Raw genomic sequence first — 19,260 nt, forward strand, 5'->3', positions numbered from 1 at the left:
TGGCGGCGACCCGAAGACCATGGGGGAGGTCGAGTGACACACCCGCCGCAGAGCAGCACGACGCCGCCGACGGTGGGCTCCGTCATGCCCACGATCCCGGCGCAGCCCGGCCGGCCGCCCGCGGCACCGCCCGCCGCGCCTCCCACCGCGCCGCCCGCGCGGCGTTCCGCCTTCGCCGAGGGCGTCGACAAGGTGCGGGCCGCGGCGACCACCGAGCCGGGGCGGCTGCGGATCATCGGTGCCGTACTCGCCCTGCTGGTCGTGGCGTTCGGCGCGGTCACCGCCTATCAGACCAGCGAGCGCGCGGCGGCCGCCGACGACGTGCTGCACCGCAGCCAGCCGCTCAGCTCCGGCGCCGCCGACATCTACCGTTCGCTGGCGGACGCCAACACCGCGGCCTCCAGCGGGTTCCTGGCCGGCGGGCAGGAGACGGCCGGCTCCCGCGACCGGTACGAGAACGACATCCGCACCGCCGCCTCGGGGCTCGTCACGGCCGCCGCCAACGCCGAGCCCGGCTCCGCCTCCGAGTCGACGGTCGCCAAGCTCAACACGCTGCTGCCCGAGTACAAGGGCCTGATCGAGCGGGCCCGGACCTACAACCGGCAGGGGTATCCCGTCGGCGGGGCGTATCTGCGCTACGCCAACGAGAAGATGCAGAAGGAGATGCTCCCGGCGGCCGAGGATCTCTACACCAAGGAGAACCAGCGGCTGCGCGCGGACTACGGCGACGCGACTCCCTACCCGTGGGCGGCGATCGCGCTCGGCCTGATCGCCCTGGCCGCGCTCGGGTGGGCCCAGCACCGCACGTACCGCCGCACCAATCGCGTCCTGAACCAGGGCCTGGTCGCCGCCACCGCCGCCACCGCCGTGGTGCTGCTGTGGCTGGTCGTCGGCCACACGGTGGCGCGCTCGGGGCTCAACGGGTCGTACGACAACGGCATCCGCTCGCTGAACGTCCTGCACGAGGCCCGGATCGCCTCGCTGAAGGCACGCGGCAGCGAGAACCTGAGCCTGGTGGCGCGCGGCGCCGAGACCGTGACGGTCGACGGGCAGACGTACGACGCGTACTACTACGACTTCGACCAGGACATGACCGTGCTCGGCAAGGGGCTGAGCGAGGCCGAGAAGCTCGCCGACGACGACGCGGGCACGAAGCCGGTCAAGGCGGCCGAGGGCAACATGGCGGTGTGGAAGCAGCGCCACGGCGCGGCCCGCACCGAGGACGAGAACGGCAACTTCCAGCAGGCGCTGGACAAGGTGATCGGTGCGAAGGGTGCGACCGGCCAGTGCTTCGACGGCGTCGACAGCAACCTCGCCCAGGCCATCGACCACGAGCAGCACGAGTTCCGGCAGTCCGCCGGTGACGGGCGGGACGCGCTGACCGGGCTGGCCGTCGGCGCCGCCGTCCTCGCCCTGCTCGGCGCGGCGGGCGCGGTGGCCGGCATCGGCCGCAGGCTTTCGGAGTACCGGTGACAGGGGGCAAGGCAATGTACGCAGCACGTGCCCGGGCCGCCCTGCGGGGCTGGGGCGGGGTCGGTGTCATGGCGGTCCTGTGCGCCCTGGCGCTGGCCTTCGTCCTGCTGCTGCCGCGCACCCAGGCTTCCGACGGGGGCGGCGGCACGACGTCCGGTCCGGGCGTGGCCGAGGGCAGCCAGGCCCGCGCGGACAACTGCACGGACGCGGACGCGCAGAAGCAGACGCTGTCGCCGTCCGGCGCGGACGGCCCGACGATCGACGCCATCAAGTCCCGTACGGGCGCCAAGCGCAAGCTGATCGTCGGCGTCGACCAGAACAGCTACCACTGGGGTTACCGCAACCCGAACACCAAGGGCGCGGAGCTGGAGGGCTTCGACATCGACCTCGTGCACAAGATCGCCGCGGACATCCTCGGCGATCCGGACGCGGTCCAGTTCAAGGCGATTCCCACCAGCCAGCGCATTCCGGCGATCCAGGACGGCCGGGTCGACATGGTCGTCCGGACGATGACGATCACCTGCGACCGGCTGCAGCAAGTGGCGTTCTCCGCGCCCTACTTCAAGACCGGCCAGCAGGTGCTCGCGCCCAAGTCGTCGTCGATCACCGGGTACGACAGCTCGCTCGCGCACAAGAGGATCTGCACGGCGACCGGTTCGACGGCGTACACCAAGCTGGACGCCGACAAGAAGCTGGGCAAGCTGCCCGCCTCCGCCGACGTCTCCGGGACCGTCCCCAACCAGCTCGACTGCCTGGTGCGGCTGCAGCTCGGCGAGGCCGACGCGGTCGTCACCGACGGCGCGCTCGCCGCGAGCCAGGCCGCCCAGGACCCGACCGTCGAGCTGAAGGGCGAGGCGTTCACCACCGAGTACTACGGCGTGGCGATGAAGAAGGACGCCACCGATCTGGTACGCCGGGTCAATCGCATTCTGGTGGACTACCGCGGCGGCGGCTGGCAGGCGTCGTACGACAAGTGGCTGGCGGCGACGCTGGGTTCGGACCCGGCGGCGTCCAAGCCGCCCGCGCCGCAGTATCTGGGCACGAGCTGACCCCTTGACCGCAAGGTTTCCCACCAGGGCCGACACAGGAAGCGAGAGGTGATCGATGGGCGTCACGGACCCCGCCGGGCCGGTGATGGACCGGGACGAGGTGGACCGTGCGCTGGCGCGGCTCGGCGCCGAGCACGAGGCGATCGAGACCTCGCTGTTCGCCCTGCAGGACCACGCGGGCCGCAGGCTCCTCGAAGGCGCCCGGCTGACCGGCGTCACCCAGGAGCGCTGGTCGGCGACGGAGGCGTCGGTCACGCTGCTGTGGGCCTACTTCGAGGCGTACGCGGCGGCGCTGCGCGGCGCCCGGGAGATCCGCGCCCGGCGCCGCTGGTCCAGCCGCGAGGACCTGGTGGAGCTGACCGAGCTGCTGCGCGGCGAGTCCGTCACCGTGCCCGGTGCGGGCCGGCTCAGCGAGCGTTTCTCGCTGTCCGCCCTCGTGGACCGGATGAACGAGCTGTACGCGACGAGCCTCGACATGGTCGTCACCGCCGACGCCGTCTGGTCGGCGCTGCCCGCCCGGATCGATTTACTCGCCGCGGAACTCCAGCGCACCCGCAAGCTCGCGCACTCCGTCGGCGTACGCCCCGGCGAGCACCCCTCCGGCGACGACCTGGAGCGCATCACCCGGATACTGACCAGGCTGCGGGAGGACGTCGTCTCCGACCCGCTCGCCTTCTGGGTGCCCGCCGAGGGCAGTTCGGCGCCCGGCGGCGGCCGGCCGGACACCACGGTGTACGACCGTGAGGCGCGCGCCCTGGAGGAGGTGCGGCGGGAGATCGACGCCGTGCTGACCGTCCGGCAGGACGCGGAGGCGCGGCTGATCCGGCTGCGGGACGTGCTCTCCCGCGCGGACCGCACCCTCGCCGAGGCGCGCACCGCGCGCGGGGAGGTGCTGGCGAAGATCGCCGCGACCGAGGTGCCGGTGGTCAGCGGGCCGCCGACCGTGCTCCAGGAGCAGCTGGCGACGGCGGCCGAGTACCGCCGGCAGGCGCAGTGGCACCGGCTCTCCCCGCTCCTGGAGTCCCTGGAGGAGAAGGCGGAGGACGAACTGCTGCGCGCCCGCGAGTCGTTGACTGCGGTCACCGCGCCGCTCGCGGTCCGAGCCGAGCTGCGCGGTCGCCTGGACGCGTACAAGGCGAAGGTCGCCCGGCACGGGCTCGCCGAGGACCCGCTGCTGGTGGAGCGGTACGACGCGGCCCGGCGCATGCTGTGGAGCGCGCCGTGCGACCTGCGCGTCGCCGAACAGGCCGTCCTGCGCTACCAGCAGGCGGCGGCCGAGACGCTCGGCACACCGAGGATCCCCGGACAGGGCGGACCTCAGGATCGTAGGAGTGAGTCGTCATGAGTCAGGCACAGCAGACGTGCCAGCGGCCGGGCTGCGGCGGGTCGTACGAGGACGTGGGCGGCGGTGAGCTGTACTGCGACACCTGCGGTCTGGCCCCGGTCGTGTCCGCGAACGGCATGGTCGGCTCGCCGCCCACCGGTCTGACCAGGGGCTCGTCGCAGAGCGGCGGTTCGCACTCCAGCTCGCGCAGCAGTTCGCGTACCTCGTCGCAGTCGTCGAAGTCGCGGCGCTCGGTGTCGGGGCGGCTGTCCCGCTCGCTGTCCGGCGCGTCCACCGGCCGCTCGGTGTCGGTGCGCAGCTCCGGCTCCTCCTCCGGTGCGTCGTCCCGGGGGCGGCTCGGTGCCGGTCTGGTCTCGGTGCCGCAGGTGCCGCGGCCCGATCCGCGCGCAATGGTGCTGGAGAACCCCGAGGTGCCCGAGCGGAAGCGATTCTGCTCGCGCTCGGACTGCGGTGCGCCGGTGGGGCGTTCGCGCGGTGAGCGGCCGGGGCGCACGGAGGGCTTCTGCACCAAGTGCGGGCACCCGTACTCGTTCGTGCCCAAGCTGCGGGCCGGGGACGTCGTGCACGGCCAGTACGAGGTCGTGGGCTGTCTCGCGCACGGCGGGCTCGGCTGGATCTACCTCGCCGTGGACCGGGCCGTGTCCGACCGCTGGGTGGTGCTCAAGGGCCTGCTGGACACCGGCGACCAGGACGCGATGGCCGCCGCGATCTCCGAACGGCGCTTCCTCGCGGAGATCGAGCACGCCAACATCGTGCGGATCTACAACTTCGTGGAGCACCTCGACCAGCGCACCGGCTCCCTCGACGGCTACATAGTGATGGAGTACGTCGGCGGCAAGTCGCTGAAGGAGATCGCCAACGCCCGGCGCACCCCGGACGGCCGCCGGGATCCGCTGCCGGTGGAGCAGGCGTGCGCGTACGGCATCGAGGCGCTGGAGGCGCTCGGCCATCTGCACAGCCGCAACCTGCTGTACTGCGACTTCAAGGTCGACAACGCCATCCAGAGCGAGGACCAGCTCAAGCTGATCGACATGGGCGCGGTCCGCCGGATGGACGACGACGAGTCGGCCATCTACGGCACGGTCGGCTACCAGGCGCCCGAGGTCGCCGAGGTCGGCCCGTCCGTGGCGAGCGACCTGTTCACGGTGGCCCGCACCCTGGCCGTGCTCACCTTCGACTTCCAGGGCTACACGAACGTCTTCGCGGACTCCCTGCCCGACCCGGACAACATCGAGGTCTTCCGCCGCTACGAGTCCTTCTACCGGCTCCTGGTCCGCGCCACCGACCCCGACCCGGCCCGCCGGTTCGCCTCCGCGCAGGAGATGGCCGAGCAGCTGACCGGTGTGCTGCGCGAGGTCGTCTCGCTGCAGACCGGGCACGCGCGGCCCGCGCTGTCGACCCTGTTCGGACCCGAAGTCAAGGTCACGGACACGGAGTTGTTCCCCAGAATGGACGGGGACGTGTCGCGGCTGGGCGCGCGGGCGGTGCGCAGGAACGGCGCCACGAGCCCGCTGCCCGCGCTGCCCCCGGCCTCCCTCGTCCGGCCCGTCGTCACCCCGGCCGCCGCGCTGGCGCTGCCGGTGCCGCTGGTCGACCCGGGCGATGCCAACGCCGGGTTCCTGGCGGGCCTTTCGGCCTCCGCGCCGGCCGAGCTGATCTCCGCGCTGGACGCGGCGCCGAAGCAGACCGTGGAGACCCGGCTGCGGCAGGTCCGCGCCCGGCTGGAGAGCGGCGACCACCAGGCCGCGCTGATGTCCCTGGCCAAGCTGGAGGACGAACGGCCCGACGACTGGCGGGTGGTGTGGTACCGGGGCGTGGCCGCCCTGGTCACCGGCGACTTCGAGGGCGCCGCGCTCTCCTTCGACGCGATCTACGACGCCTTCCCCGGCGAGGCCGCGCCGAAGCTGGCGCTGGGCCTGTGCGCCGAGGTGCTGGGCCAGCTGGACAACGCCGCCGAGTACTACCACCTGGTGTGGGCGACCGACCCGAGCTATGTGAGTGCCGCGTTCGGCCTGGCCCGGGTGCAGCTCGCGGCCGGGGACCGGCGCAGCGCCGTACGGACGCTGGAGTCGGTGCCGGAGTCCTCCATCCACTACACGGCAGCGCGGGTGGCCGCCGTACGCGGGCGGCTGCGGCAGCGCACGGCGACCGCGGGCGACGTACCGTTCGTGGAGGACCTGACGGCCGCCGCCGGGCAGGTGGAGGCGCTGGACGCGTACGGTCTGGACCCGGCCCGGCGCGAGCAGTTGTCGGTGGAAGTCCTCGGCTGCGCGCTGGACTGGATACTCTCCGAAGGCCAGGGCACCGCCCCGACCGCCATCGCCGGCGGACGGGTGCTGCTGGGCAGCGGCCTGGACGAGCGGGGCCTGCGCTTCGGACTGGAGCGCTCCTACCGCACGCTCGCCCGGCTGGCGCGCGGTGGCGAGGAGAGGATCGAACTGGTGGAACGGGCCAACCGTTACCGCCCCCGGACGTGGGTGTAGTTGATGTCGCAGATGCCCCAGCAGGCCGCACTGTCCGAGTGCCCGAGCTGCGCGGAGCCGATCGAGTCGGGTGACCTGTTCTGCGGCGCGTGCGGACACGACCTCTCGGTGGTGCCCGCCTCGTCGCCGGACCACCCGACGCTCACCCTGTCCGGCCCGGCCGCCGCCGGGGACGGCGTGGACTGGCCCGCCCCCGAGCCGGCCGGCTCCGGCGCGCCGCCCGCGGCGCATCTGCCGGCCGACCTGCCCGGCGCGGAGGAGCCCCCGGCCTCCGGGGTGCGCTTCGACCGGGTGCCGCAGGAGCAGCCCGACGAGTACCCGTTGCAGGCACCGGACCCGCGCCAGGCGCCCGACCCGCGCGTGGCGGACCCCGCTGCCGCCGCCCCCGCCGAGGCGGCGCGGGTGTGCGTGGCCTGCCGGGCGGGCCGGGTGGACGACGACGGCTACTGCGAGAACTGCGGGCACGCCCAGCCCCGCGAACGCGACCACGTGGAGCGGGAGTCGGGCCCGGTGGCCGCCGTCAGCGACCGCGGTCTGCGCCACCACCGCAACGAGGACGCCTTCTCCGTCGGCCACACCGCGCTGCCCGACGGCACCCCGGCGGCCCTCGCGATCGTCTGCGACGGCGTGTCCTCGGCGACCCGCCCCGACGAGGCGTCGACGGCCGCCTCGAAGACGGCCGGTGACATCCTGCTGGCCGCCCTGCCGCGCGGCACGCACCCGCAGACGGCGATGCACGAGGCGATCGTCGCCGCCGCGCAGGCCGTCAACGCGCTGGCCGGGGAGCCCGCTTCGGCCCGCGAGCACAGCCCGCACACCAACGCCCCGGCCTGCACCATCGTCGGCGCGGTGGTCACCGCCGGGCTGCTGGTGGTCGGCTGGGTCGGCGACAGCCGCGCCTACTGGGTGCCCGCGGACCGCTCGGCGCCCCCGGCCCGGCTCACCGAGGACGACTCCTGGGCCGCGCAGATGGTCGCCGCCGGGCTGATGAGCGAGGCCGAGGCCTACGCCGACGAGCGCGCCCACGCGATCACCGGCTGGCTCGGCGCGGACGCCTACGAACTGGAGCCGCACACCGCTTCCTTCAAGCCGGACCGGCCTGGTGTCGTGGTGGTGTGCACCGACGGGCTGTGGAACTACGCGGAGACGGCCGAGGAGATGTCCGAGGTCGTGCCCGCGGACGCCGCCGAGCGCCCGCTGCACAGCGCCCGCGTCCTCGTCGGCCACGCCCTGGACGGCGGGGGCCACGACAACGTAACAGTGGCCGTCCTGCCGTTCCCGGCACCGTCTCAGGGGGCAGGATCGGCCTGAGGCCGGTACGACGGGGAGCCTCACAGGACCGGAGGGGACCGGTCCGCATACAGTCGTCACCCACAAGACCCGTGGGTTCAGAGGGGGATCAGAGTCAGCATGGCCAATTTCTCCAAGTCGAGCGCGCCCGCGTTCTCCATGGACGTGTACCAGAACGAGTACCTGCCGGAGGGCGGTCGCGAGGTCAACGCGATCGTCACGGTGACGTCGACCGGCGGCGGCACGATCGGGAGCGCGGCCGGCGCGACCGGGTACGGCCCGTCCGCGGCGGTGGCGCTCATGGTCGACTGCTCGGGTTCGATGGACTACCCGCCGGTCAAGATGCGCAACGCCCGTGACGCCACGGCCGCCGCGATCGACACGCTGCGCGACGGCGTCCACTTCGCGGTGATCGGCGGCACGCACGTCGCCACGGAGGTGTACCCGGGCGGCGGGCGGCTGGCCGTCGCCGACGCCACGACGCGCCGGCAGGCCAAGGACGCGCTGCGCAGGCTCAGCGCGGGCGGCGGTACGGCCATCGGCACCTGGCTGCGGCTCGCCGACCGGCTGCTGTCCTCGGCGGACGTCACCATCCGGCACGGCATCCTGCTCACCGACGGCCGCAACGAGCACGAGTCCCCGGAGGACCTGCGCGCGGCGCTCGACGCCTGCGCCGGACGGTTCACCTGTGACGCGCGCGGTGTGGGCACCGACTGGGAAGTGAAAGAAGTCACAGGGATCGCCTCGGCCCTGCTCGGCAGCGCCGACATCGTCGCCGACCCGGCCGGTCTCGCCGCCGACTTCACCCGGATGATGGAGACGGCGATGGGCAAGGAGGTCGCGGACGTCGCCCTGCGCGTGTGGACCCCGGTCGGCACGACGATCCGGTTCGTCAAGCAAGTGGCGCCCACGGTCGAGGAGTTGACCGACCGCCGCACCGAAGCCGGCCCGCGCGCCGGGGACTACCCCACCGGGTCCTGGGGGGACGAGTCCCGGGACTACCACATCTGCGTCGAGGTGCCCACGGCCGGACTCGGCCAGGAGATGCTGGCCGCCCGGGTCTCCCTGGTCGTGCCGCAACCGGACGGCAGCGTCCAGAACTTGGGCGCCCAGGGCCTCGTACGGGCCGTGTGGACCGACGACATGGTGGCCTCGACCGCGATCAGCCCCCAGGTCGCCCACTACACCGGGCAGGCCGAACTGGCGCAAGCCATCCGGCAAGGGCTCGATCTGCGCAAAGCGGGCGATTTCGATGGCGCAACGGCGAAACTGGGGCGCGCTGTTCAGCTCGCGAGCGCCTCGGGGAACGCGGATACTGCGAAACTGCTTGCGAAGGTGGTGGACGTTGTCGACGCCGCGACAGGTACTGTGCGGTTGAAGACGAAGGTTGCCGAGGCCGACGAAATGACCCTCGACACCCGGTCCACAAAGACTGTTCGTGTAAAGAAGTAAGCCAGTAGGGCTCAGCAGGACCAGCACGACACCGAGAAGGACATCCGGAGAAGGAGAAGGGGAAGCGCCGACATGCCGACCTGCCCGAACGGACACCAGTCGGGTTCCGACGACTGGTGCGAGGTCTGCGGTCACCGCATGGCCGGTGCCGTACCTCCGCCCCCTCCGCCGCCGCCCCCGGCCGCCGGCGGCTACGGCTTCCCGCCGCAGGGCGCCCAGCCCGGCGGACGCCCGCCGGGTGGCGGGCCCGCGCACGAGCCGGAGCTGTGCCCGCAGTGCCGTACGCCCCGTGAGGGCGGCGCGCCCTTCTGCGAGGAGTGCCGGTGGAACTTCCTCACCAACACGGCCACCTCGTACACCCCGGCCGCACCGCGCCCGCCGCAGCCCCGCTTCGAGCCGCCGAGCGCGACCTACGGCGGCGGTGACGGGTACGAGTACCAGGGCTCGCGGCCCTCGCAGGTGAACCGGCCCGCCGAGCCGATCCCGTCCTTCGGCAGCGAGCCCTCGGGCCCGATGCCGTTCGGCGGCCAGCGCCCGGCCGGCCCGCCGCCCACCTCGGCCGGCCCCTCGGGCCCGTCCGCCTTCGGTGCCCGGCCGCCGGCCGGTCCGCCCTCCGGCTTCCCCGGCGCTCCGGGGCAGGGTCCCGGCGCGCCCGGGGGTCCTGGTGTGCCCGGCCCGTCCGCGCCTCCCGGCCCTCCCGGCCCCTCCGCCTTCGGCGGCGACCCCTCGCGTCCGGTTCCGCCGCCGCCCGGGCCGACTCCGCCTCCGCCGCCCGGCGGCGGCCCGCAGGCGTTCCAGCCGTCCGGGCCGCCCGCGCCGCCCGCATTCCCGCAGGAGAGCGGCCGTCCGCCGACCGGCGGTCCGCCCTTCGGTGGCGGTGGCGACGACTGGGTGATCTCCCCGCCGTCGTCGGCCGGCCCTGGCGGCCCCGGCGGTCCTGGCATGCCTGGCGGTCCCGGTGCGCCCGGCGGCGGCTACGGCTACCCGCCGCCCGGGGGCACGCAGGCTCCGCCCGCCCCCGGCTTCCCGCAGGCTCCGCAGGGCCCGGCCACCTGGATCGCGACGATCGGCCCGGACCGCGACTACTTCATGGCGATGATGCAGCGCTCGGGTCCCGAGGCCGCGGGCCTCAACCTGCCCGCGTACTCGCCCGAGCAGCAGCGCACGCTCAGCGGGAACCAGGTCACCATCGGCCGCCGCCGCCACTCCACCGGCGACACCCCCGACATCGACCTGTCGGTGCCGCCGGAGGACCCGGGCGTCTCGCACCAGCACGCGGTGCTGGTCCAGCAGCCCGACGGCGGCTGGGCGGTCGTCGACCAGAACTCGACCAACGGCACCACGGTCAACGGCTCGGACGAGCCGATCCAGCCGTTCGTGCCGGTGCCGCTGCGGGACGGCGACCGGGTGCACGTGGGCGCCTGGACGACGATCACGATCCGCCGCGGCTGAGCACGCGGTTCTGTGCGGACGGTCACGGGAGGGGCCAGACGTACGGCCCCTCCGGATCGTCCAGCCAGGCCCACGCGCGTTCGCCGTCGACCGTGACGCCGTAACGCTCGCGGTCCGGTCTGCCCTCGCGCTCCCACAACGCGAGGGCTTCCCGCGCTTCGAGGGCGCCCCGGGCCAGCGCCAGCAGGAAGCGCAACGGCTCCTGCCCACGCGCCCGGCGGGGCAGCCCGCGCAGGGACACCGCGCCGGGGCCCGCCCGGCCCGTGCCGCGCAGCGGCACGAAATGGGCGGGCAGGTCCAGGAAACGGCCCTCGGCGTGCCCGGGGTCCGGGACGGTCAGGACGACCAGGCCCGTGGCGAGCGGGGTCAGCACGCGGGCGCCGGGGCGGCACTGGGCGAGCCAGGCGCGCGGCACCGTGCGCAGCTCGCAGGTCGCGATGATCCGGTCGAAGGGAGCGCGTTCGGGCACCCCGCGCGCCCCGTCGCCGGTGACGACGAGCGGGCCGTGTCCGGCCTCGGCCAGGTGCCGGCGGGCCGACTCGGTGAACTCCGGCTCCAGGTCGACCGTGGTGACCAGGCCGTCGTCGCCTAGGCGGTGGCAGAGCAGGGCCGCGTTGTAGCCGGTGCCGGCGCCCACCTCCAGCACCCGGTGGCCGTCCTCGACCCGCAGCTCGGCCAGTATCCGCGCCATCAGCGAGGGCCGGCTGCTGGAGGAGAGCAGCTCGCCGTCGCGCAGCCGGGTGGCCAGCGGGACGTCGGCATAGGCGCCGCGCACCCAGCGCTCCCGGGCCGCCCGCTCCGGACTCTCGCCCCAGCGGCGCTCGTGGCCGCCCCCGGCCCCCACGTCGTAGTAGTACGGCACGAACAGATGCCGGGGCACCGCCGCGAACGCCTCCCGCCACACCGGGTCGGCGGCCCAGACCCCCTCGGCGTCGATCTCCCGCACCAGCGCGGCCCGCGCCTCGGCGGCGAGACGGTCGATCCCGGTGTCGTAGGCACGCATATGCCCACAGTAGGGGCGCTTCGGTACCGGTAGTCCTCGGCCTTGAGTCCTAGGTCACTCCGTCTGAGACGATGGAGCCGTGAATGAGATTCGGCGTGGGACGCTTCAGGAGCAGACCTTCTACGAGCAGGTCGGCGGGGAGGAGACCTTCCGCCGTCTCGTCCACCGTTTCTACGAGGGTGTCGCCGGGGATCCGCTTCTGCGGCCGATGTACCCGGAGGAGGACCTGGGCCCGGCCGAGGAGCGGATGGCCCTGTTCCTCATGCAGTACTGGGGCGGCCCCACGACGTACAGCGAGAACCGCGGCCACCCGAGGCTGCGCATGCGGCACGCCCCGTTCACCGTGGACCGGGCCGCGCACGACGCGTGGCTGAAGCACATGCGGGTGGCCGTCGAGGAGCTCGGGCTGTCCGAGGAGCACGAGCACACGCTGTGGAACTACCTGTCGTACGCCGCCGCTTCGATGGTGAACACCCCCGAGTGAGCCGCGCCCGCTGAAGGGCGCCCGCTGAACGTCGGATTCCGGTCACAGCTCGCCGAAATCCGGTCACGATCCGGTATAGACCTGCTGACGACCGCTTACCCGTGGGCGGATTCCTCTGCCACCATCGCCCGAAACTCCGGAAGTACCGGACGAACACGGGGGCAGCGTGACGGGGTTCGTCGTCTTACGCGCACGGGCGCACCGCCCGCTGCTCGGTGCCGCACTGCTCACGGTGCTGCTCACCGCCGTCGTGCTGGCGACGCTCACGGCCTACTCGGGCGCACTCGGTGACGCGGCGCTGCGCCATGTGCTGCGGGACCCGCGCAACGCGGCCGACACCGCGCTGATCGTCAAGGCGGACGTGCCGCCCCAGGAGCGTGCCGCCGCCGACAAGGCCGTACGCGAGGGCAGCCGCAAGGTCTTCGACGGACTGCCGGTGACCGTGCGCACCCTGCGCCGCTCGGGCCCGTACGCCCTGCCCCGCTCCCTGCAGCCGCTGGCGGCGCGCGCGGGCGACCCCGATCTCACCTACTTCGCCGCCCTGGACCCCACCCAGATACGGCCCTCCGCCGGCCGGCTCCCGGGCCACTCCGCCTGCGGCGCGATCGAGGTGGCGCTCCCGCAGGCCGCCGCCCGGCAGCTGGGCCTCGCGCCCGGCGACCGGCTCACCCTGGCCGACCGCCTGGACGGCCCGCCCGTGCACGTACGGATCACCGGCCTGTACCGCCCCGTCTCCGTCTCGGCCCCCTACTGGCGGCTCGACGACCTGCTCGGCCGCGGGGCGAAGAAGTCCGGCTTCACGACGTACGGCCCCCTGCTCGCCGATCCGACCGTGCTCGGCGGCGGGCGGGTGAGCGTGGGGCCTGTGGCCTGGCTCGCGTCGGCCGGCTTCGGGACGACGACCACAGGACGGATCGGCGAACTGCGCACGGCGGCGCGGAAGGCCGGACCGGCGCTGCGCGCGCACCAGGCCCTGCGCGGCACGACGGTGGCGACGACCGGGCTCCCGGACGTCCTGGACCGGATCGACCGCGCGCTGCTCGTCTCGCGCGCCACGTTGCTGATCGTCGCGCTGCAGCTCGTGCTGCTGGCCGGGTACGCGCTGCTGCTGGTGGCCCGGCTGCTGGGTGCCGAACGCGCGGGCGAGACCCGGCTGTTGCGAGCCCGGGGCGCCTCCCGCGCCCGGATCGCGGCCCTCGCCGCGGCCGAGGCCCTGCTCCTCGCGCTCCCGGCCGCCGTGTGCGCCCCGCTCCTGTCCGGCCCGCTCACCACCCTGCTGGCCGGACACGGCCCGCTCGGCCGGCTCGGCCTCCATCTGAACACCCCCGCCGGCGCCCGCCCCACGGTGTGGCTGGTGTCCGCCGCGGTGGCCCTGGGCTGCGCGCTGGCGGTGACGGCACCGGCGGTGGCGAGCGCGGACGGGGGACGGCCGGACCCCGCCCGGGGCAACGGCGCCCGGCGGACCCTCCGGCTGCCCATACGCCGTTCCGCCACCTCCCGGCGCCCCCGTCCCGCCGGCCGTCGCCCCGCACCCGTGCGCGCCGGAGCCGATGTCGGGCTGCTGGTGATCGCCGCGGTGGCCTACTGGCAGCTGGGGCGGCAGAAGTCGGGGGGTGTGACCGCCGACCGGACGGGAACCCTCGGGGTCGATCCGCTGCTGGTGGCCGCGCCCGCGCTGGCGCTGCTCGCCGGGACGGTGCTGACCCTGCGGCTGCTGCCGCCCGTGGCGCGGCTCGCGGAGCGCTGGGCCGCGGCCGGGCGCGGGCTGCCGGTGGCGCTGGCCGGCTGGCAGTTCAGCCGCCGTACCGCGCGGGGCGCGGGCCCGGTGCTGCTGCTCGTGCTCGCCGTCGCGCTCGGCATGCTCGCGATCGGGCAGGCCGCCTCCTGGAACCGCTCTCAGGACGACCAGGCCGACTTCCGCGCCGGGGTGCCGGTGCGGGTGCTGGCCGCCGGGGAGGGCGGGCTCGGCCGTACGGACGAGTTCGCCTCCCTGCCGCACGTGCGCGCCGCCGCCCCCGCCGTCCGGACCGCGCAGCCCCTGTCCGGCGACCGCACCGCGACCGTGCTGGCCCTGGACACCGCGCGCGCGGCGGACGGGGTGCTGATGCGTCCGGACCTGGCGGACGTGCCGGTACGGCCGCTACTGTCCGGGCTGGCGGCCAAGGGCGCCCCGGCGGGCGCCCGGGTGCCCGCCGGCACGACGCGGCTGCGGCTGGCGGCGAACCTGCACAGCTCCACCGGCCCGGGGACCACCGTCGACGTGACGGCCACGCTGACCGACCACTACGGGGTGCCGTACGACGTGCCCTTCGGGCTGCTCCCCGCCGACGGCCACCGGCACGCCCTCGACGTGACCCTCCCGGGCTCCCTCGGCTCGCTCACCCTCACCGGGCTCCGGCTGGACATGTCCCAGCCCGCCCTGCGTTCCGAACAACACCGGCTCACCCTCGACGAGTTGACGGCCGTCTCCGCCGACGGGACGCGGCACCGGGTCGCGTTCCCGGCCGACTGGACCACCGCCGTGCACGCGGGCGGCGCGGCCGTCCCGAACTCCACCACCAGTCCCACCCGCCCCCGGCTCACCGCGCACCGGCCGCTGACCTTCACCTACGGCACCGGCTGGCTGCCGGACGCGAGCATCTGGACGGTCGCCTCCGTCACCGTCCAGCTCACGGCGACGCAGCCCGCGCCGCCCGAGCTGACGGCCGTCGCCACCGACCGCTTCCTGTCCTCGGCGAGCGCCCGCACCGGGCAGCGGGTGGACCTGACGATCGCCGGCCAGAACCTGCCGGTGCGGATCGTCCGCTCGGTACGGGCCCTGCCCGCGACCGCCGAGCTGGCCGACCCCGGCGCCGGCGACGGCGGTGCCGTCCTGGTCGACCTGCGCGCCGTGAACCGGGTGTTGCAGGCCCGGTACGGGACCGGCGCCACGCCCACCGAGTGGTGGCTGCGCACCGCGCCGGGCGCCGCGACAGAGGTGGCCGCGGCGGTGCGGGCACTGCCGGACGTGGACCCGGGGCAGGTCGTCGTACGCGACGAGATCGCCGCCGGGCTGCGCGACGACCCGTTCGGTGCCGGCCCCGAGGCCGCGTTCGCGGCGGCGGCCGTGGCGGCGGCGCTCGCCGCGGTCGGCTTCGCCGTGGGCACCGCCGGATCGCTGCGGGCGCGCTCCGCGGAGTTCGCGGTCCTGCGCGCGCTCGGGGTCCCGCGCCGCCGGCTGGCCCGGACGGTCGCCGCCGAACAGGGCGTGCTGGTGGGGCTGGCGCTGGCGGTGGGCCTCGGCCTGGGCGCCGTACTGGCCCGCGCCGTGCTCCCGCTGATCGTCCTGACCGCCGAGGCCGACCGGCCGGTGCCGGACCTGCTGGTCAAACTCCCGGCCGGGCAGGTGGTGTTGCTGCTCGCGGCCGTCGCCGCGACCCCGCTGGCCGTCACGGCCCTGCTGTCCGTACGCCGCGCGGACCCGGTACGGGCGCTGCGGGAACAGGGAGGTGAGTGACGTGAACCGGCATCCGGCGTCTGCGGTCGCGCCCTGGGTGCGGACCCGGCTGCGGGCCGCGCCCGGCGCCGCCGTCGCGCTCGCGCTGCTCGTCGCGCTGGCCGCCGCGCTGGCCGGTGCCTTCCCGCGCGCGGTCGACCGGTACGAGGACGCCGGGCTGCACCGCACCCTCCACCAGGCCCGCCCCGACCGCACCACCGTGCGGGTGACGGCACCCCAGCCCGACTACAGCCTGCCGGAGGACCGGCGGGGCGCGGCCCTGCTGCCCCGCGCGATGGAACCGCAGTTCGACCGGGTGCTCGGCCTGGCCGGCGGTGCGCTGTCGGTGGACCGGGAGCAGTCGTCGTACGGCGTCGGCACCAACAACAGCCTCGCGGCGCCCGACCCGTGGCTGCCGCGCCCGAGCGGCCTGCCCGCCCGTTTCCACCTGGTCGCACAGAGCGGACTGGCCGCACACGCGCAGGTCCGCGAGGGCCGGCTGCCGCGCACCTCGGGCCGGGTCGGCGCGTGGGTCCCGGGGGTGGAGGCCGCCGTGAGCGCCGACACAGCCGAACGCCTGCACATCAAGGTGGGTTCGGTCATCCACGTGCCCGGGATCTCCCGCCCGCCGATCGCCGTCCGCGTCACCGGCATCCTCGCCCCGCGCGATCCGGCCGGCGCCTACTGGTCGACCGTCCCGCTGCTGCGCACCGCGACCCTGGTGACCCTGCCCACGCCGGGCCCGGACCCGGTGCGGTACTGGCTCGGCGCGCTCCTGCTGCCGCAGGACACGGCCCCCGTCCTGCTGGGGACGGCCGGCGACCCGGGCCGCTACTGGTTCCTCGCCCCGCACCTCGCCGACCTGCGCGCGCACGACCTGGACCGGCTGGACTCCGCCATCGCCGCGCTGCAGTCCGGCCCCAAGCTCCAGCGCGCCCGCGCCGCCATCGACCCCGGTGTCGGCGTCGACAGCGGCCTGGACGACGCCCTCGGCTCCTTCTCCCGGCTGCGCTCCGGCATCTCCCCGCTGGTCGCCGTGGCCGCCGCCGGCACCGCGACCGTGCTCGGCGTGGTGCTGTTCATGGCGGCCGGCCTCGCCGCGGACCGGCGCCGGACCGAACTCGCCCTGCTGCGCGCCCGGGGCTCCTCCCTGCCCGCTCTCGCCGGGCGGCTGCTGGCCGAGACCGCCGTGGTCGCCGTGCCGGCGGGCGCGCTCGGCCTGGCGGTTGCGCTGCTTGTTTTGCCCGCCGGCCGCGCCCGGTACGCCGTCGCCGCCGCCGTGGCCGTCACCCTCACCGCCTGCGCCGCCCTGCCGCTGCGCGCCGCCCTCGCCCATCGCCCGGTCCGGGTGACCGGGCCGCGCGAGGACGTGACGGCCCGGCGGCCCTCGCGGCGCCGCACGGTCGCCGAGCTGACGCTGCTGGTCCTGGCGGCGGGCGCGGTGGCGGCGCTGCGCCGGCAGGGCACCTCGGGCGGTCGACTGGTGGCGCTGGCACCGGTGTTGTCCGGGGTCGTGGCGGCCCTGGTGCTGCTCCGGCTCTACCCGCTGCTGCTGCGCCGGCTGGCCCGCCCGGCCGGGCGGCTGCGCGGGGCGGTGGGCCAGCTGTCGCTGGCCCGCGCGGCCCGTACCCAGGTCTCCGCGGTGCTGCCGCTGCTGGCCCTGCTGACCGCGCTGACCACGGCCGCGTTCGGCGGCTCGGTGCTGGCGGGCGTGGCCCAGGCCCGGGACCGGGCGGCCCTGCTCACCGTCGGCGCCGACGCCCGCGTGGACTCCGACGGCCCGCTGCCGGCCGCTGCCCCGGGCCGGGTGCGGGCCGTGCCGGGGGTGCACGGGGTGGCGGCGGTGAGCATCGCGTACCAGGCGAAACCGGCGGACGGGCAGGACTCGGTGCCGCTGGTCGGCGTGGACCCTGACCCGTACGCGCGGCTGGCGGCCCGCACCGGCCTGGGCGCTTTCGACGCGGGCGAGTTGCGGGGCCATAAGGGCTCTGCCGCCCCGCTGCCCGCCCTCGCCTCCCCGTCCGTCGCGGCCTCGTACGGCACCAGGCGGCCGTTCCTGGTCCGGCTGGAGGACGGCAGCGCGGTCACCGTCCGCATCACGGCCGTCCGGGAGCGCACCCCTGCCCTGCCGAGCTCCGACTTCCTCGTCGTGGACCGCGGCCGGCTCGGGACCGATGCCGCCCGTCCTACGGCGCTGCTGCTGACCGGCGGCCGGGTGGACGCGGCCGGGCTGCGTCGCGCGGCGGGTGGCGCGGGCACCGTCCGGGTCCGCGCCGAGGAGCGGGGCCGGTACGCCGACTCGCCCCTCCAGTCCGGCGCCGAGCACGTGTACACCGCAGCGGTGGCGGCGGGCGCCGGTTTCGCCGTGCTCGCCCTGCTGCTGGCCCTGCTGCGGGCGGCGCCCGAACGGGCCGCGCTGCTCGCCCGGCTCCGCACGATGGGCCTCACGCGAGCGCAGGGCCGCCGCCTGCTCGTCCTGGAGTCCCTCCCGCAGGCCCTGCTCGCCGCGCTCGGCGGCACCCTGACCGGCTGGGCCGTCATCCGGCTCCTCTCCCCCGGCATCGACCTCACGACGATCGCCCTGCCCACGGCCCGCACCCCGGTGACCGAGGCCGAACTGCGCCCCGACACCTGGTCACTGACGGCCCCGGCGGTGACGGTCGTGGTGGTGGCGGTGGGCATCGCGGGGGTGCAGGCGTGGTGGACGGGGAGACGGGGGGCCGTACGGGAGCTGAGGGCGGGGGATGTCCGATGAACCACTGGAGGCGCTCATGACCACCAACCCGAGCCTCACCGACCTCGCCGACAAGGTCGCCGAGTCCCGCAACCGCCCCGCCTACGGCCACGACGCCCTCATCACCTGCGACCGTCTCGTCCGGGTCTTCTCCACGGACGGCGTCGAGGTCCAGGCGCTCCAGGGCCTCGATCTCCTCGTCCGCGAGGGCGAGCTGATGGCCCTGGTGGGCGCGTCCGGCAGCGGCAAGTCCACGCTGATGAACATCCTCGCCGGCCTGGACACCCCCACCGCGGGCGCGGCCCGGGTCGCCGGCCGCGATCTGCTCACCATGACCGCCGCCGACCGGCTGGCCTACCGCCGCGAGGTCGTCGGCTTCGTCTGGCAGCAGACCTCCCGCAACCTGCTGCCGTACCTCACCGCCGTCCAGAACGTCGCGCTGCCCCTCCAGCTGTCCGGCACCCGCATGCGCCGCCGCGCCCGCGCCGAACGCGCCCTGGAACTCCTGGAGTTGCTGGAGGTCGCGGACTGCCGCGACCGGCGCCCGCACGAGATGTCCGGCGGCCAGCAGCAGCGCGTCGCGATCGCGGTGGCCCTCGCCAACAGCCCCTCGGTGCTGCTCGCCGACGAACCCACCGGCGAACTCGACTCCCACACGGCCGCGCAGATCTTCGACGCGTTCCGCACGGCGAACGAGACCCTGGGCACCACCATCGTCATCGTGACCCACGACCAGGCGGTGGCCGGCGAGGTGCGCCGCACGGTCGCCATCCGCGACGGCCGCACCTCCACCGAGGTGCTGCGCCGCAGCGAGGTCGACGCCGCCACCGGCCACGAGACGGTGGTCGCCCGCGAGTACGCCATGCTCGACCGCGTGGGCCGCCTCCAGCTGCCCGCCGACTACCTCCAGGCCCTCGGGATGCGCGACCGTGTCGCCCTGGAACTGGAGCCGGACCACATCGGGGTGTGGCCGGACGACAGCGAAGAGAAGTAGCGAAGAGGGGTAAGGAGAAGAGGGGG

12 protein-coding genes are annotated in these 19,260 nt (G+C 75.1%); 11 read left to right on the plus strand and 1 reads right to left on the minus strand.

Going from position 1 to position 19,260, the window contains the following annotated elements; translation table 11 throughout:
* The first annotated feature begins 84 nt into the window (after positions 1–84).
* From ACWD35_RS07010 to ACWD35_RS07040, 7 genes are all read left to right on the plus strand, one after another.
* A complete protein-coding gene (locus ACWD35_RS07010) occupies positions 85–1,473 on the plus strand; it encodes a hypothetical protein (RefSeq protein ID WP_451350121.1) in 1,389 nt (462 codons plus the stop codon).
* A gap of 14 nt (positions 1,474–1,487) precedes the next feature.
* On the plus strand, positions 1,488–2,522 hold the full coding sequence (locus tag ACWD35_RS07015; RefSeq protein WP_451350122.1) for a glutamate ABC transporter substrate-binding protein: 1,035 nt from the start codon (positions 1,488–1,490) through the stop codon (positions 2,520–2,522).
* Between the two features lie 55 nt (positions 2,523–2,577).
* Positions 2,578–3,867 carry a hypothetical protein gene (locus ACWD35_RS07020; protein WP_451350123.1) on the plus strand — a complete coding sequence of 430 codons (1,290 nt, stop codon included), beginning with the start codon at positions 2,578–2,580 and terminating at the stop codon, positions 3,865–3,867.
* Positions 3,864–6,350 (plus strand): tetratricopeptide repeat protein, encoded by a 2,487-nt coding sequence (locus ACWD35_RS07025; RefSeq protein WP_451350124.1) that lies wholly within the window; start codon positions 3,864–3,866, stop codon positions 6,348–6,350. The genes ACWD35_RS07020 and ACWD35_RS07025 overlap by 4 nt, the downstream gene beginning before the upstream one ends.
* A 3-nt stretch (positions 6,351–6,353) precedes the next feature.
* Positions 6,354–7,661 carry a PP2C family serine/threonine-protein phosphatase gene (locus ACWD35_RS07030; RefSeq protein WP_451350125.1) on the plus strand — a complete coding sequence of 436 codons (1,308 nt, stop codon included), beginning with the start codon at positions 6,354–6,356 and terminating at the stop codon, positions 7,659–7,661.
* Positions 7,662–7,760: 99 nt separating this feature from the next.
* Complete coding sequence (locus tag ACWD35_RS07035; RefSeq protein WP_451350126.1) at positions 7,761–9,092, plus strand: vWA domain-containing protein; 1,332 nt, start codon at positions 7,761–7,763, stop codon at positions 9,090–9,092.
* Positions 9,093–9,164: 72 nt separating this feature from the next.
* On the plus strand, positions 9,165–10,544 hold the full coding sequence (locus tag ACWD35_RS07040; RefSeq protein ID WP_451350127.1) for an FHA domain-containing protein: 1,380 nt from the start codon (positions 9,165–9,167) through the stop codon (positions 10,542–10,544).
* Positions 10,545–10,566: 22 nt separating this feature from the next.
* Here the strand turns inward: ACWD35_RS07040 and ACWD35_RS07045 are convergent, their stop codons facing one another.
* The gene (locus ACWD35_RS07045) at positions 10,567–11,547 is read right to left on the minus strand and encodes a methyltransferase domain-containing protein (protein WP_451350128.1); all 981 of its coding nucleotides are present in this window, start codon (positions 11,545–11,547) and stop codon (positions 10,567–10,569) included.
* Between the two features lie 79 nt (positions 11,548–11,626).
* On the opposite strand from ACWD35_RS07045, the gene ACWD35_RS07050 reads away from it, so the two are divergent.
* The 4 genes from ACWD35_RS07050 (at position 11,627) to ACWD35_RS07065 (ending at position 19,234) form a co-directional block, all read left to right on the plus strand.
* Entirely contained in the window at positions 11,627–12,031 is a 405-nt protein-coding gene (locus ACWD35_RS07050) for a globin (protein ID WP_451350129.1), read from the plus strand.
* A gap of 166 nt (positions 12,032–12,197) precedes the next feature.
* The gene (locus tag ACWD35_RS07055) at positions 12,198–15,527 is read left to right on the plus strand and encodes an FtsX-like permease family protein (RefSeq protein ID WP_451350130.1); all 3,330 of its coding nucleotides are present in this window, start codon (positions 12,198–12,200) and stop codon (positions 15,525–15,527) included.
* Between the two features lies 1 nt (position 15,528).
* Positions 15,529–18,261 (plus strand): ABC transporter permease, encoded by a 2,733-nt coding sequence (locus ACWD35_RS07060; protein WP_451350131.1) that lies wholly within the window; start codon positions 15,529–15,531, stop codon positions 18,259–18,261.
* A gap of 16 nt (positions 18,262–18,277) precedes the next feature.
* Positions 18,278–19,234, plus strand: a complete 957-nt coding sequence (locus ACWD35_RS07065; RefSeq protein WP_451350423.1) for an ABC transporter ATP-binding protein — start codon at positions 18,278–18,280, stop codon at positions 19,232–19,234.
* Positions 19,235–19,260 lie beyond the last annotated feature (26 nt).

The sequence above is a fragment of the Streptomyces sp. NPDC002671 genome, assembly GCF_053592475.1.

Bases quoted from the DNA above. Each gene is read 5' to 3' on its own strand.
- ACWD35_RS07010 (WP_451350121.1), top strand. From the start codon at position 85: ATGCCCACGATCCCGGCGCAGCCCGGCCGGCCGCCCGCGGCACCGCCC.
- ACWD35_RS07015 (WP_451350122.1), top strand. From the start codon at position 1,488: ATGTACGCAGCACGTGCCCGGGCCGCCCTGCGGGGCTGGGGCGGGGTC.
- ACWD35_RS07020 (WP_451350123.1), top strand. From the start codon at position 2,578: ATGGGCGTCACGGACCCCGCCGGGCCGGTGATGGACCGGGACGAGGTG.
- ACWD35_RS07025 (WP_451350124.1), top strand. From the start codon at position 3,864: ATGAGTCAGGCACAGCAGACGTGCCAGCGGCCGGGCTGCGGCGGGTCG.
- ACWD35_RS07030 (WP_451350125.1), top strand. From the start codon at position 6,354: ATGTCGCAGATGCCCCAGCAGGCCGCACTGTCCGAGTGCCCGAGCTGC.
- ACWD35_RS07035 (WP_451350126.1), top strand. From the start codon at position 7,761: ATGGCCAATTTCTCCAAGTCGAGCGCGCCCGCGTTCTCCATGGACGTG.
- ACWD35_RS07040 (WP_451350127.1), top strand. From the start codon at position 9,165: ATGCCGACCTGCCCGAACGGACACCAGTCGGGTTCCGACGACTGGTGC.
- ACWD35_RS07045 (WP_451350128.1), bottom strand. From the start codon at position 11,547: ATGCGTGCCTACGACACCGGGATCGACCGTCTCGCCGCCGAGGCGCGG.
- ACWD35_RS07065 (WP_451350423.1), top strand. From the start codon at position 18,278: ATGACCACCAACCCGAGCCTCACCGACCTCGCCGACAAGGTCGCCGAG.